General features: G+C 68.6%; 7 protein-coding genes. 4 read left to right on the top strand and 3 right to left on the bottom strand.

Going from position 1 to position 13,745, the window contains the following annotated elements; genetic code table 11:
* Positions 1-114: 114 nt before the first annotated feature.
* The 4 genes from LuPra_RS05895 (at position 115) to LuPra_RS05880 (ending at position 7,797) form a co-directional block, all read left to right on the top strand.
* Positions 115-3,291 (top strand): PSD1 and planctomycete cytochrome C domain-containing protein, encoded by a 3,177-nt coding sequence (locus LuPra_RS05895; protein ID WP_162271306.1) that lies wholly within the window; start codon positions 115-117, stop codon positions 3,289-3,291.
* A gap of 141 nt (positions 3,292-3,432) precedes the next feature.
* Positions 3,433-4,860 (top strand): DUF1501 domain-containing protein, encoded by a 1,428-nt coding sequence (locus tag LuPra_RS05890; RefSeq protein WP_110169884.1) that lies wholly within the window; start codon positions 3,433-3,435, stop codon positions 4,858-4,860.
* A gap of 162 nt (positions 4,861-5,022) precedes the next feature.
* Complete coding sequence (locus LuPra_RS05885) at positions 5,023-5,961, top strand: phytanoyl-CoA dioxygenase family protein (RefSeq protein ID WP_110174549.1); 939 nt, start codon at positions 5,023-5,025, stop codon at positions 5,959-5,961.
* Positions 5,962-6,051: 90 nt separating this feature from the next.
* Positions 6,052-7,797, top strand: a complete 1,746-nt coding sequence (locus LuPra_RS05880; protein WP_110169883.1) for a bifunctional metallophosphatase/5'-nucleotidase — start codon at positions 6,052-6,054, stop codon at positions 7,795-7,797.
* On the opposite strand, the gene LuPra_RS05875 is transcribed toward LuPra_RS05880, so the two are convergent.
* The 3 genes from LuPra_RS05875 to LuPra_RS05865 form a co-directional block, all read right to left on the bottom strand.
* Positions 7,745-9,709 carry a heavy metal translocating P-type ATPase gene (locus tag LuPra_RS05875; RefSeq protein WP_110169882.1) on the bottom strand — a complete coding sequence of 655 codons (1,965 nt, stop codon included), beginning with the start codon at positions 9,707-9,709 and terminating at the stop codon, positions 7,745-7,747. The genes LuPra_RS05880 and LuPra_RS05875 overlap by 53 nt on opposite strands.
* A gap of 5 nt (positions 9,710-9,714) precedes the next feature.
* Positions 9,715-12,138, bottom strand: coding sequence for a hypothetical protein (locus LuPra_RS05870; protein ID WP_157898787.1), 2,424 nt, complete (start codon positions 12,136-12,138; stop codon positions 9,715-9,717).
* Positions 12,139-12,203: 65 nt separating this feature from the next.
* Complete coding sequence (locus tag LuPra_RS05865; RefSeq protein ID WP_110169880.1) at positions 12,204-13,742, bottom strand: ABC transporter permease/substrate-binding protein; 1,539 nt, start codon at positions 13,740-13,742, stop codon at positions 12,204-12,206.
* Positions 13,743-13,745 lie beyond the last annotated feature (3 nt).

Here is a 13,745-nt window from a genome sequence, read left to right as displayed (position 1 = left end):
TCCTCCGGAAGGCCGGCTCACCGATAACGGAAATTCTTCAGCCGGCAGCGCGTCATGCACACAGGTGCCGCCGCCAGCGCCACCGGTTGGAGATATCATTTCGGGGATCCCCCGATGCGCACGTCTCGACCTTACCGGCGGTTCGCCGTCTCCCTCTTCGTCTTTGCGGCAGCGTTCGGCCCATGGCGGCCGTCGTGGCTTCCGGGCGACGTCGTTGCCACTGCCCAACCGGCAGCCAAGGTCGACTTCGCCACCCAGATCGAACCCATCCTGCGCGAGCAGTGCTACGAGTGCCACGGCGAGAAGAAGGGCCGTGGGAAGCTGCGACTGCACATCCGCGACCTCGCGCTCAAGGGCGGGGCGACCGGGCCGCTGCTCGTGGCCGGCAACAGCGCGAAGAGCTACCTCGTGCAACGGCTCCTTGGCGAGGGCGGCGAAGACCAGATGCCGCTCGACAAGGATCCCTTGAGCGCTGAACAGACGGCGCTGATCCGTGCCTGGATCGATCAGGGCGCCGAATGGCCAGCAACGCCAGGGGCGACGCCGGGGGCAGCGCCGACACAGACGGTGGAGGAACACTGGGCGTATCTGAAGCCGAAGAAGGCCGCGCCGCCCGCCGTGTCCAACGAGGCGTGGACACGCACGCCCGTCGATCGTTTCGTCCTTGCACGACTTGATACCGAGAAGCTGATGCCCTCGCACGAAGCCTCGCGCGAGACGCTGCTGCGCCGTGTGTCACTCGACCTGACCGGGCTGCCGCCGACATTGGCCGAACTCGACGCCTTCCTCGCCGACACGCGTCCGGATGCCTACGAGCGGGTCGTCGATCGGCTGTTGGCGTCGCCGCATTTCGGCGAACGCTGGGCCCGCCTTTGGCTGGACCTGGCGCGGTATGCCGACAGCAACGGATTCGAGGCCGATCGGTTGCGTTCGATGTGGCCCTACCGGGACTGGGTGATCAAGGCGCTCAACGCGGACATGCCGTTCGACCGCTTCACCGTGGAGCAGATTGCCGGCGACATGCTCCCTGGCGCGACCCGGGACCAGCGGATCGCCACCGGCTTCCATCGCAACGCCATGACCAACGAGGAAGGCGGCGTCGATCCGGATGAAGCGCTGTTCGAAGTGCAGGTGGACCGGGTGAACACGACGGCCACCGTGTGGCTCGGCAGCACCGTGGCCTGCGCCCAGTGCCACAACCACAAGTACGACCCGTTCAGCCAGAAGGACTACTACCGCCTCATGGCGTTCTTCGCCAACCCGGCGTTCCAGGCGGAGAAGTATGGCGCCGGCACCAAGTACGTCGAGAGCCAGGTCGACCTCGCCACGCCGGAGCAGGAAGCCATCCGGACGGCGTTGCGCACCGAGTTGAAGGCCGCCGAGGACGCGATCGCGAAGGACACGCCGGAACGGATCGCCGCACAGGCACGCTGGGAAGCCGACGTCCGAGCGGCAGCACGGGCGTGGACGCCGCTGGTCCCTCGCACCGCCGCCGCGACCAACGGCGCGCAGTTGACCGTGCGCGACGACGCCAGCATCGTCGCGAGCGGACCGAACCCGCAGGTCACGGCATACACGGTGGAGGCCTCGTCGGACACGACGGCCGTCACCGGCCTGCGTCTCGAGGCACTGCTCGATCCCTCGCTGCCGAAGGAGGGTCCGGGCCGCGACGCGTATGGCCACTTCCGGGTCACGCGCGTGCATGTCTTTGCCGCGCCGGCCAGCGATCCCACCAAGCGGACTCGTGTCGACTTCAAGACCGTGAAGGGCGATGGCAACGTGTCGCGTGGCGATCTGCTCGCCCTGACGACCGACGCGCCGATCGCGTACTCAAGGCTCGGCAAGGCGTGGGTCGTCGATGCCGTCCGCGAAGGCTGGCGGGTGCCGTTCCAGCTCGTGCTGGTACCGAAGGCGCCCATCGGCTTCCCCGGTGGCACCGTCTTCACGGTCACGATCGGGCATGAGGACGGTACGCTCGGGCAGGGCCTGGGCCGTTTCCGCTTGTCCACGACGACGGCCGCCGCGCCCCTGGAGGTCGTCGCCGTGAGCGCGCGCACGCGTGCCGCGATCGTGATTCCGCTCGCCAAGCGCACGGCCACGCAGGCCAAGGAACTCGCGACGCAGTTCCGTGAGCAGTCGCCAACGTTCGAGGCCGAGCGCAGGGACGTTACGCGGCTGAAGAAGGCGATCGAGGACCTCAAGCTGCCGACGACGCTGGTGATGGAGGACAAGCCGAGCTACGAGCGGCCGTCGACGCCGCTGCGTGAACGCGGCGCGTTCACCTCGCCTGGCCAGCGGGTGTACGCCAACACGCCGTCGGCGCTGCCGGCCATGTCCGACGACCTGCCGCCGAATCGTCTCGGCCTGGCGCGCTGGCTGGTCAGCCGCGACAACCCGCTCACCGCCCGCGTGATGGTCAATCGTCTCTGGGAGGCGCTGTACGGGCGCGGGATCGTCGAGACGAGCGAGGACTTCGGCACGATGGGCTCACCGCCGTCGCACCCGGAGTTGCTCGACTGGCTGGCGGTCGAGTTCGTCGAGAAGGGCTGGAGCGTCAAGACGACGCTGAAGATGCTCGTGCTCTCGGCGACCTACCAGCAGGACTCCGCCGTGTCCGCTGACCTCGAGGCCCGCGACCCGTACAACCGGTTGCTGGCTCGCGGGCCGCGGTTCCGGCTGGAAGCCGAGATGGTGCGCGATGTGGCCCTGGCCGCGAGCGGCAAATTGAGCGAGGGCGTCGGCGGCCCGAGCGTCTTTCCGTCACAGCCGCCCAACATCTGGGACAACCCGTACGACAACTCCAGGTGGATCGAGAGCACGGGCGAGGATCGCTATCGCCGGAGTCTCTACACGTTCCACCGCCGGACGGCGCCGTACCCGATGTTCATGACCTTCGACGCGACCAGCCGCGAACTCTGCACGGTGCGGCGCGTGCGCACGAATACGCCGCTGCAGGCGCTGGCGACCCTGAACGACCAGGGCTTCTTCGAGCTCGCCCGCGCGCTTGCCGCGCGGATCCGCACGGAGGCGCCGCGGGAGACAGTGGACGCGCGGATCTCGTTCGGCTTCAGGCTCGTGACGAGCCGGTTGCCGAGTGCGGCGGAACTCGAACGGCTACGTGCGTTCCAGACCCAGACGCGCCAGCGCTACGCCGCCGCACCTGGCGAGGCCGCCGAGGCGCTGGGTCTGACGAAGGACACGAAGGTCACCGCCGATGAACTCGATCTGGCGGCATGGACCATGGTGGCCAACGTGCTGTTGAACCTGGACGAGACGGTTACGAAGGGATAAACACCCGAGGGCCGGGTGCCGGGAAGCGGGTACCGGGTATGACGCCGAGGTAGCGCCGGGCTGTCCCAGCCCGGCGGTGTAGCCGCCGGACTTGTCCGGCGGTCACCTCGCGCGGGGATTGGATTCGGGAACGCATTGCCAATGAGCGATCGACAGATACTGCAAGCGATCACCCGGCGCCATTTCTTCAAGCATGCCGGCTTCGGCATCGGCGGCGCGGCGCTGGCCTCGCTGATGCAAGAGCAGCTATTCGCGCAGGCCGCGCAGAAGATGGCGCCGCAGATCGCACCGAAGGCCAAACAGGTGATCTTCCTGTTCATGGCTGGCGCGCCGTCGCAGCTCGACCTGTTCGACGACAAGCCGGCGCTCCGCAAGTACGATGGCCAGGAGATCCCGGCCGAGATCGTCAAGGGCGAACGCTTCGCCTTCATCAAGGGCCCTCCGAAGCTGCTCGGTTCTCCTTACGAGTTCCGTCGCCACGGCCAGTCGGGACACGAGATCTCGACCCTGCTGCCGCACATCGGTTCCATCGCCGATGACATCGCCATCGTGAAGTCGATGTCGACGACGCAGTTCAACCACGCGCCGGCGCAGATCTTCATGAACACGGGCGTCCAGGTGATCGGCCGCCCCAGCATGGGCTCCTGGCTGTCGTACGGGCTCGGCGCGGAGACCAGGGACCTGCCGGCGTTCGTCGTCCTGATCTCGGGCGAGAATAACCCCGACGGCGGCAAGTCGTGCTGGGGATCGGGCTTCCTGCCGACCACGCACCAGGGGGTCGAATTCCGCGGCGGCGCCGACCCGGTGCTGTTCGTCTCCAATCCGGACGGCGTCGACCCCGCGCTGCGGCGTGCCTCGCTCGACGCGCTGAAGGACCTCAACGGGATGCGGCAGGCCAGCGTCGGCGACCCGGAGATCGAGACCCGCATCAACGCGTACGAACTTGCCTACCGGATGCAGACGAGCGTGCCCGAGCTCACCGACATCTCGGGCGAGCCGCAGGCCGTGCACGAGCTGTACGGCACCCAGCCCGGGCAGACCTCGTTTGCCAACAACTGCCTGCTGGCGCGGCGCCTCGTCGAGCGTGGCGTCCGTTTCGTCCAGCTGTATCACCGCGGTTGGGACACCCACGGCGCGAGCTTCGGCGACGACGTGATCGAGAAGCTGCCGCACCTGTGCCGGCAGACCGATCAGGCCGCCGCGGCATTGGTCACCGACCTCAAGCAGCGCGGCCTGCTCGATACGACGTTGGTGGTGTGGGGCGGCGAGTTCGGGCGCACGCCGATGAACGAGGCCCGCAATGGCTCGAAGTTCCTCGGCCGCGATCACCACCCCCGTGCGTTCACCATGTGGATGGCCGGCGGTGGCATCAAGCCGGGCATCACCTACGGCGAGACCGACGATCTCGGCTACAACATCGCCAAGGATCCCGTGGAGGTGCACGACCTGCACGCGACGATGCTCCACCTGCTCGGGATCGATCACGAGAAGCTGACGTACCGCTTCCAGGGCCGTGACTTCCGCCTGACTGACGTCAGCGGCAAGGTGGTCACGGGGTTGCTCGCCTGACTCGGGCACCGGGTCCCGGGCACCGGGTTCAAGAATCGACGTAGCCGTCGACCTTCAGGTCGACGGTCATTGATCGCCCTGGGAGTTCGAGCAAGCTCGACGCAAGACTTCGACATGCCGGCATTCGCGGCATTCCGGCATTACCTGGCTCTCGAGGGTGTGATGCAGCCAATCACGATGAACCAGCACAGTCACCCGACCACCGCCGCGGTGACGACGCCACTGAAGGACATCCGCAAGACGCTGCCGCTGCGCGTGTTGTCGGACGCGGACTGGCAGCACTGGACGACACACGGGTACGTGATCGTCAGGCAGGCCGTGCCTGCCGAGAAGGTGGCGCGGCTGGTGGACCTGCTGTGGCAGTTCGACGAGAAGGATCCCGCCGACCCGTCGACTTGGGATACGCCGCAGCGTCGCGATCACGCGATGGTCGAGCTGAACCACACGGGCATGCTCGAGATTTACAACCACCAATACCTCTGGGACACGCGGACCGACCCACGCGTCTACGACGCCTTCGTCGACATCTGGGATCGCGAGGATCTCTGGGTCACGATCGATCGCGCCAACCTGAACCTGCCGAAGAAGGTGAGGGGCAATCCGAACGGGTTCATCCACTGGGACGTGGACACCACGCTGCGGCCGCTGCCGATTGGCGTGCAGGGCGTGCTCAGCCTCGCGGCCCAGGACGAAGAGGTGGGTGGCTTCCAGTGCGTACCGGAACTGTTCTCCGGCCTCGAGTCGTGGGCGCGCACGCAACCGGCCGATCGCGATCCCATGCATCCCGACACCACGGGGCTGGAGATCATCAACGTGCCAATGGACACGGGCGACCTGCTGATCTTCAACTCGCTGCTCGCGCATGGCGTGCGGCCGAACCACTCGACCAATCGGCCCCGCATCGCGCAGTACATCGCGATGCAACCGGCCGACTGGGACAACACGGCCGAACGTGAAGAACGCGTCCGCTTGTGGCGCGAGCTCGATCATCCGCAACGGCCGGCATTTCCTGGCGATCCGCGCGAGTGGGAACGCGCGCACGGCCACGTGGCGACGCTCACGCCCCTTGGCGAACAACTGCTCGGACTTCGGCGCTGGTAGCGGCCTTCGGCTTCCCTCCTCCCTCCTCCCTCCTCCCTCCTCCCTCCTCCCTCCTCCGTCCTCCCTCCTCCGTCCTGATAAAGTCTGCCCATGCGCCGCTGGTCACCCCTGCTCGTCGTGGCCCTTGCGCTGTCCTGCGCTCGGCCGCTGCCGTCGTCGCACCCGCCTGCCACTGCCAGCACGGGCCCCCTCACCATCTCGATCATTGCGACAACGGACGTACACGGCCATGTCGAGAGCCTGCCGTGGCTTTCGGGCCACGTGGAGAACGTTCGTGAGGCTCGTAGGGCGGATGGGGGCGGCGTATTGCTGCTCGATGCCGGCGACATGTGGCAGGGCACGCTCGAGTCGAACCTCGGCGAAGGTGCAGCCGTGGTGCGCGCATACAACGCCCTCCACTACGACGCCGTCACCATCGGCAATCACGAGTTCGATTTCGGGCCATCCGGCGCGAATACCGTGCCGCGTACGCCGAACGACAATCCGACCGGCAACATCGAGCAGCGCGCCCGTCAGGCGGCGTTCCCCTTCCTGGCAGCCAACCTGCTGACCAAAGCGGGAACGCCGTGGACACCGCCCAACGTGAAGCCGTCCACCATCGTGACGGTCGCGGGAGTGCGCATCGGTCTGCTCGGCGTCACGAGCATCAACACACCGACCAGCACGGATCCGCGCAACCTCGTGCGGCTCCAGGTGGCGCCGTTGAAGGACGTCGTCGAGCGCGAAGCGACGCGCCTGCGTGAGGCGGGAGCGACGGTCGTGATCGTGCTCGCGCACGCGGGCGGAAGCTGTACCACGTTCGGCGACCCTGAGGACCTGTCGTCCTGCCGCACCCAGGGCGAGATCTTCCAGCTCGCGCAGGCGCTGCGGCCGGGCCTGGTCGACGTGATCACCGGCGGACACGCCCATTTCGGTATCGCGCACCGGGTCAACGGCATCGCCGTCGTCGAGGGGTTCGAGCAGGGCCGGGTGTTCAGCCGCGTCGATCTCCACGTCGACGCCGCGGGCAAGCCGATGGACGCCCGCATCTACCCGCCACGGTACCTGTGTGACGGGTTGACCATGCGAGACGTCGGATCGTGGTCGCCGCAGGCCTGCGCGCCACCGCCCTACGAAGGCCAGCCGGTGCGGTTCGACGCGCACATGGTGGGGGTACTGCGCCGGGACATCCAGGCCGCCCAGCGAAAGCGTGAGCAGCCACTCGGCGTCGACGCGCCGCACGCCTATCCCCAGTCGACCAGGGACGAATCAGCGGCCAGCCACTTCGTGGTGGACCTGTTGCGGGCGTCCCGGCCAGGCACGGACCTGGCCATCTACAACGCGACAGGCACGCGCTCCAGCCTTGCGGCAGGCCCGATCACGTACGGCGACGTCTATGCGCTGCTCCCCTTCGACAGTGTCATCGCGACGGGCACGATTCCGGCCGCACGTGTGGCCGACGCGATCCTGCGCGGCGTCACCCGTGGTCCGATCCCGATCGTGTCCGGCATCGAGGCTGACGTCACGTGCGAGGGTGCCACGCCGCGCGTGGCGCTCTCGCGTGCTGGCCAGCCAGTCGCTCCCGACACGATGGTCAGCGTCGTGACCAGCGAGTTCCTGTCGTCGGGTGGCGCCGGGTACTTCCCGGAAATGGAGGGCAGCTTCGCCCTCAGGCTCGACACCCCGATGCGCGAGGCCGTCGTCTCGGTGGTCAAGCGGGAAGAAGAGGGGATCCGGTCGGGTCAGGTCGGCGGTCAGGATCCGACGCACAAGCGCATCCGGACACCGGGGGGCACATACCCGGTCAGGTGCGAGCCGCGCCCAGCGGCACCGCAGACGCCAGACTCGCGCCGCTGACCAACCGGTAGCCGAGCAACCGTAACGCGTTGGCGATGACCACCAGCGTGCTGCCTTCGTGCAGCACGACGGCCGGACCGATCCCGATCGTGCCGGTAGTCGTCGCGACGATGAGCACCGCGATCACGGCGAGCGCGATCGTGAGGTTCTGCACGATGATGCGGCGGGCCTGGCGCGCCAGCCCGATGGCAAACGGCACCTGCGCGATGTCATCGCCCATCAGCGCGACGTCGGCCGCCTCGAGCGCAGCGGCCGTGCCGGCGGCACCCATCGCGATCCCGACACTTGCGAGTGCCAGCGCCGGTGCGTCGTTGACGCCATCACCAATCATCGCGATGCTGCCGTACTGCTGCCTCAGCTGCTCGATGGCTCGCGCCTTGTCCTCGGGCAACAACCCGGCCCGGACCTCGTCAACGCCGACCTGCCGGCCGATCGCCACGCCGACCCTTTCGTTGTCGCCGGTCAGCATCACGATCGGCTTCACGCCGAGTCGCCTCAGGGTGGCGAGCGCCGACGGCGCCGCAGCCCGCGGCGTGTCGGCAACGCCGAACACGCCTAGCCAGCGCCGGCCGTGTCGCACCACCATCGTGCTGCGCGCCTGGGCCTGCAGAGCCGCAACGGCATCCTGGACGATCGTCGGCACGCCGCCCGCGAGATCGTCCCACATGCGAATGCTCCCGATCTCCACGGTCTCACCGCCGACGATGGACCGCACACCACGCGCGGTCACGCTCTCGAGTGGCCCGGCGTCGAGTGCGGGGACGGCCTCCGCATCGGCGCGCCGCACGATCGCTTCGGCGAGTGGATGCTGTGACTGCCGCTCGACTGCAGCCGCCACCGCGAGCATGTCGGCCGCCGTGCCGTCGAGCGGCACCACGTCGGTCACGTCGGGCCGGCCAATCGTCAGCGTGCCGGTCTTGTCGACGGCCAGCGCCCGGACCGTCCCGAGTGCTTCGAGTTGCGAGCCGCCCTTCACGAGCACGCCATGCCGCGCCGCCTGCGCGATGCCGGACAGGATCGCGGCCGGTGTCCCGAGGGCGAGTGCACAGGGCGACGCCGCAACGAGCAGGGCCATGCCGCGATAGATGCTCGTCGCCCACGGCCACACACCGAGCAGGGGCGGCACCGCAATCAGCACCGCCGCCCCCACCAGCACCATCGGCACGAAGATTCGCTCGAACGACGCCGTGAGTTGTTCGGTGTGGGCCTTGCTCGCCTGCGCATCGGCCACCAACTTGATGATGCGATCGAGCGTTCGCTCGCCGGCCGCGCCGGTCGTCTCCACCTGCAAGGCGCCGCCGCCGTTCACCGTACCTGCGAACACCTGATCGCCAGGCGCCTTGTCCACCGGCACGGACTCGCCCGTGATGGGTGCCTGGTCGACGGCAGATCGGCCACTGCGCACGACGCCATCGACCGGAATGCGCTCGGCCGGGCGCACGAGCACGAGCGCGCCCCGCATGACCTGCGCAATTGGCACGACCTCGTCCCGCCCGTCCGGGTACACGAGCCGCGCTGTCGGCGGGGTGAGATCGCCGAGGGCGCGGATCGCGCCCGTCGCTCGCCCCATGGCGTAATGCTCGGCGGCGTTGGCCAGCGAGAAGAGGAACAGCAGGAACGTGCCCTCGACCCATTCGCCGAGGGCCGCGGCGCCGACCGCGGCCAGCAGCATCAGGAGATCGATGTCGGCGCGCCACCGCCCGGCGCGGATGTCGGCGACGCTGGCGCGCACGAGATCCCACGCGCCGCACGCCCCCGACAGTACATAGAGGACGACGGCCGCCAGATGCGTCAGGCCGAACCACGACTCGCCGATCCAGGCGACGAGCAACAATGCGCCGCACGCCAGGCTGAGGGCGAGCTGGACGTCGGTGCGGAACGGCCCCGACACAGCCGGGCGAGCGCCGGGCATCCCGCTCAGTGTGTCCCCGTCATCTTCAGCAGCCACGCCTCGTGCAGCCGCGAGTGCTGACGCCAGTTACGGTCGCTCTCGTCGATGTCGTCGAAGGTCAGGACGATCCGCCGCGATCGCACCGCGTCGGCAGGCACCACGAACTCCTTCGGATCACCGAGCATCGTGCTGTCGTGTCGCGCCGCGACGGGCGCGCCGTTGATCCGCAACCGTACCTGGCCGTTGCCGTTCAGGCGCACCACGTAGCTGGCCTGCGGGTCAATCTGTTCGTACACCAGCGCAATCGGCCAGCGTAGGCTCACCTGCCACGACAACCGCTTGCGGCTGCGCCCGTCGTCTTCCCACGTGAAATGCGGAGACGGGCCGTCCTCGAGTTCTGGCGGGTTGGCGCCGCTGACCCGCGCCTTCTGCACGTGCGGCGACCGCGCGATGTTGCCGATGTCGTCGTAGAAGCTGCCCGGGCCGGGCGAGTCCCAGCCGCCAATCGTCACGAGGCGGGCGACACGTGCCGCCTCGTCGCTCAACGACAGCGCCTTGGCGACCTCGTCCTCGATCCACCAGCGATCATTGAGCGGATAGGCCAGGAAATCGAGCACGGCCCCGCGCTCGGTTCCGCTGGCCTTGTAGTTCGGCGTGTCCAGTTGCATGCCGATCGACTTGAAGAGTGCAGCGCCGAGGTCGACGATGCGCGTACGCAAGGCCTCATGAGGGCCGGGCGTGTCCGCCTCGGCAAGGACGGCGCGGGCACGCGTCGCGGCGGCACTCGCACCGGACGTGGACGCGTCGAGCAGGGCTGCGTTCGCCCGACGCCCGATGTCTGTCTCCCGTAGCAACCGGTGGCGCGTGTACGCATCGTAGTAGGCACGGAACAGGGCCTGCTGCCATCGCCAGTTGCCCTGCAGTCCCGGCACCTCGGCCTCGAGGCGCTGCCACGATGACCACGTGCCATCGACCGCACCGTTGGAGGCGAGCGGCCCCGCCCAGTTCTTCTCGAGCGCGAGCAATCCGTCGGCCGCGCGTTCCGCCACAGGATCGCCGAAGAACACGCGCGCGTACTGCACCATGATGTCGCGTGCGCTGGCCTCCGGCGCCCACGCCTTGCGGCTCCAGATGGCCTTGTTCACATCGTCGTTCACGCCATCGGAGTAGCTGATGAAACCGTCGGTGTGCGATGCGAGGCGATCGTGAAGTTCCGCGTAGAAGACCGGCCGCGGGTTGATCGGTTCGCGGCCGAGCGTGAAGTTGAACGCAGGGTCCCAGTCGGGCACGACGTACTGGGCGCGCACGACATGCGTGACGTCCGGGTAGTCGCGCAGGCGATAGCGTGAGTGGAGACGGGCGCGCGTCTCGCCGAGCGGTGGGCTGCTCGGTCCGGCAACGAGTCCGCCCAGCCAGGGCCGGGGCACGGTGTTGATCTGCTCGTAGATCCAGTCGATTTGCGCTGCGGAGAACCATTGCAGCGACAGCCAGACCTTCGCGCGCGGGTGGTGCCGCTGCACGCGGGTGGCGAGGTCCTCGAGATACGGCAGGACCAGCGTGGCCGGGTTGCTGCCGGGATCGCCGCCGGGCACGAAGATCGCGTCGAGTCGAGGCATCTTGGCAAACATCGCCTCGAGGGTGTCGAGCGTCTGGGCCCGCTTGGCGGTGTCGGCCAAATCGTAGTCGGCCGGAGTCCAGATCCAGTAATCGAGGTCGTACTTGTCGCAGACGCGACTGATGGCGACGTTCATTTCTTCGCGCGACGCAGGAAAGTGCGGGCTCACGCGCGTGTCCTGCAACGGGATGTTCTCGATGCTGTTGGCGCCGAACAGCGCGAGATCGCGGATGTAGCGGTCGTAGCGCGCCTCGTCCCACGCGTCGTAGGTATTGGAGTGCTGCCGGTAGCCGAGCTGATGGCCGCGGATCGCGTAAGCTGGCGTCGACGTGAGTTCGAGCGTCGCGGGAATGCCTCGCGGCTGCGCCGTCGAACCACCGGCAGACCATCGCAGCGCTCGTAGTACCTCGCCGACGCCGAACAGTGCGCCTCGCCCGTCGGCGCCGAGCACCCACACCACCGCCCGCCCGCCGGTGTTGGTCACGGTGACGCGGAACCCCTCCGGGCCTGGCGCCCTGCCCGCGCTCGCGGGTACGGTGGGTCCGCCTGGCCACGGCGACGGCGCGCCCGCCTTCAGCCCGGACGCAATCACGACCGCGACCGGCGCGTCCGCGGGCCACGAAGTGCTGATCGCGGGCCTGGCACCGAGACGGGCCTCGAGTTCCTCCTGCAACACCTGGGCGGCCACGCGCTCGCCGGTGGGCCGGGTTCCGGGCTGGACGACGATGGTCGCGGTGGTGATGTCGACGAGATCTGCGGCGGTGGCGCCGGATGGCGACGCCATCAGCCATGACAGCGCGATGACGAATGGGAGCAGGAGGGCACGATGAGGCACGAGCCATCGTACATCCGGCACGGGAAAGCCTACGGCCTGCAGGCTGCAAGCTGCTCGTTTCACCCTCAATGGATCACGATCTCCCCCGCCAGGAAGGCACGGGCGACGTCGGCCGGCGGTTGGCGTAGCGCTTCGACCCGGTAGTTCATCTCACGCATGTGTGCGGCGGTGATGCGGCCGGCGAGGCCTTCAATCGCGCGTCGCATTTCAGGGTGTCGCAACAGCGTCTCCGATCGGGCGACAGGCACGGCATCGTAGGGCGGGAAGTAGGCACGCGTGTCATCAAGCGCCACGAGGTCGAGCGCGCGGATCAACCCGGACGTGGCGTCGCCGGCAATCAGGTCCACCTTGCCCGACGCCAGCGCTCGGTACGTGAGCGACAGGTCCATCGACGACGGCGGCTCGGCGAGGCGAATCCCGTACGCCCTGGCGAGTCCGGTGTAGCCGTCGGGGCGATCCAGGAACTCGAACCCGAACGCGGCCCGCCATCGCGGTGCCTCGCGCGCCGCATCGTCGATCGATCGGAGCCCGCGTGCACGCGCGTCGGCGCCGCGCACGAGCATGGCGAAGGTGTTGTCGAAGCCGAGCGGCGGGAGCAATGCACGACCGGTGCGCGCGTACAGATCGCGCACCGTCCTGGTGACGTCGGCACGCGACGTGCCGAGTGGCTGGCCGAACACCGCGGTCAGCGCCGTGCCGGTGTACTCCACGTACACGTCGATGTCGCCCGCGGCCAGGGCGCGGTCGCAAATCAGCGTGCCGCCGAGGTTGAGGCGGCGATCCACTCGCAGGCCCGCATCGCGCTCGATGGTCTGCGCCACGATCTCGCCAAGCACCAGTTGCTCGGCAAAGTTCTTGGAGCCCACGACGACGACGTCGGTGGCGCGCCACGCCAGGACACCCCAGGCCGTCAGCGCAAGCAGGCCGAACGTGGCCGCGACCGCCAGCGGGCCGCGCAGTGTGTGTCGAGCATGGCGGCGGGTCGACCGGCGCTCCGCCCACCACAGCGCCAGGTCGACCAACAGCGCGAGCGTCGCGGCGGGGATGGCACCGGCCAGGATCACCGTGGTGTCCACCATCGCCAGGCCGCGGTAGATGTACTCGCCGAGCCCGCCCGCGCCCACGGCGGCGGCGATCGTGGCAGATCCGACGGCGACGACCGCGGCAATGCGGAGCCCGGAAACGATGCTCGGGATCGCGAGCGGCAGTTCGACCTGCCAGAGCAGTTGGCGCGGGGTCATGCCCAACGCGATGCCGGCCTCGCGCACTGAACGATCGATGCCGGTGATGCCGGTAATCGTGGTGCGCAGGATCGGCAGGAGCGCATACAGCGTCAACGCGACGATGGCGGTGCGGGAGCCGATGCCCCCGAACACGGGCAGCGGCAACAGGAAGCCGAACATCGCCAGGCTCGGCACCGTCTGCACGGCATTCGCGAGCGCGACCAGTGGCGCTCCCAGGCGTGGGCGATGGGCGGCGGCGATGCCGAGCGGCACCGCGAAGGCGGCAGCGACGAGCGTCGAGAGCCCGGCGAGCAGCACGTGTTGCCCGAGCAGCGCGAGGACCTCCGTGCGATGCTCCAGCCAGAACCGGATCACGCGCATGAC

Origin of the sequence: Luteitalea pratensis (genome assembly GCF_001618865.1) — a bacterium.
Taxonomy (GTDB): domain Bacteria; phylum Acidobacteriota; class Vicinamibacteria; order Vicinamibacterales; family Vicinamibacteraceae; genus Luteitalea; species Luteitalea pratensis.
This window is presented reverse-complemented; position numbering and strand designations above follow the sequence as displayed.

What these genes read in the sequence shown, in the direction of transcription:
- LuPra_RS05895 (WP_162271306.1), top strand. Translation starts at nt 115, where the DNA reads ATGCGCACGTCTCGACCTTACCGGCGGTTCGCCGTCTCCCTCTTCGTC.
- LuPra_RS05890 (WP_110169884.1), top strand. Translation starts at nt 3,433, where the DNA reads ATGAGCGATCGACAGATACTGCAAGCGATCACCCGGCGCCATTTCTTC.
- LuPra_RS05885 (WP_110174549.1), top strand. Translation starts at nt 5,023, where the DNA reads ATGCAGCCAATCACGATGAACCAGCACAGTCACCCGACCACCGCCGCG.
- LuPra_RS05880 (WP_110169883.1), top strand. Translation starts at nt 6,052, where the DNA reads ATGCGCCGCTGGTCACCCCTGCTCGTCGTGGCCCTTGCGCTGTCCTGC.
- LuPra_RS05875 (WP_110169882.1), bottom strand. Translation starts at nt 9,709, where the DNA reads ATGCCCGGCGCTCGCCCGGCTGTGTCGGGGCCGTTCCGCACCGACGTC.
- LuPra_RS05865 (WP_110169880.1), bottom strand. Translation starts at nt 13,742, where the DNA reads ATGCGCGTGATCCGGTTCTGGCTGGAGCATCGCACGGAGGTCCTCGCG.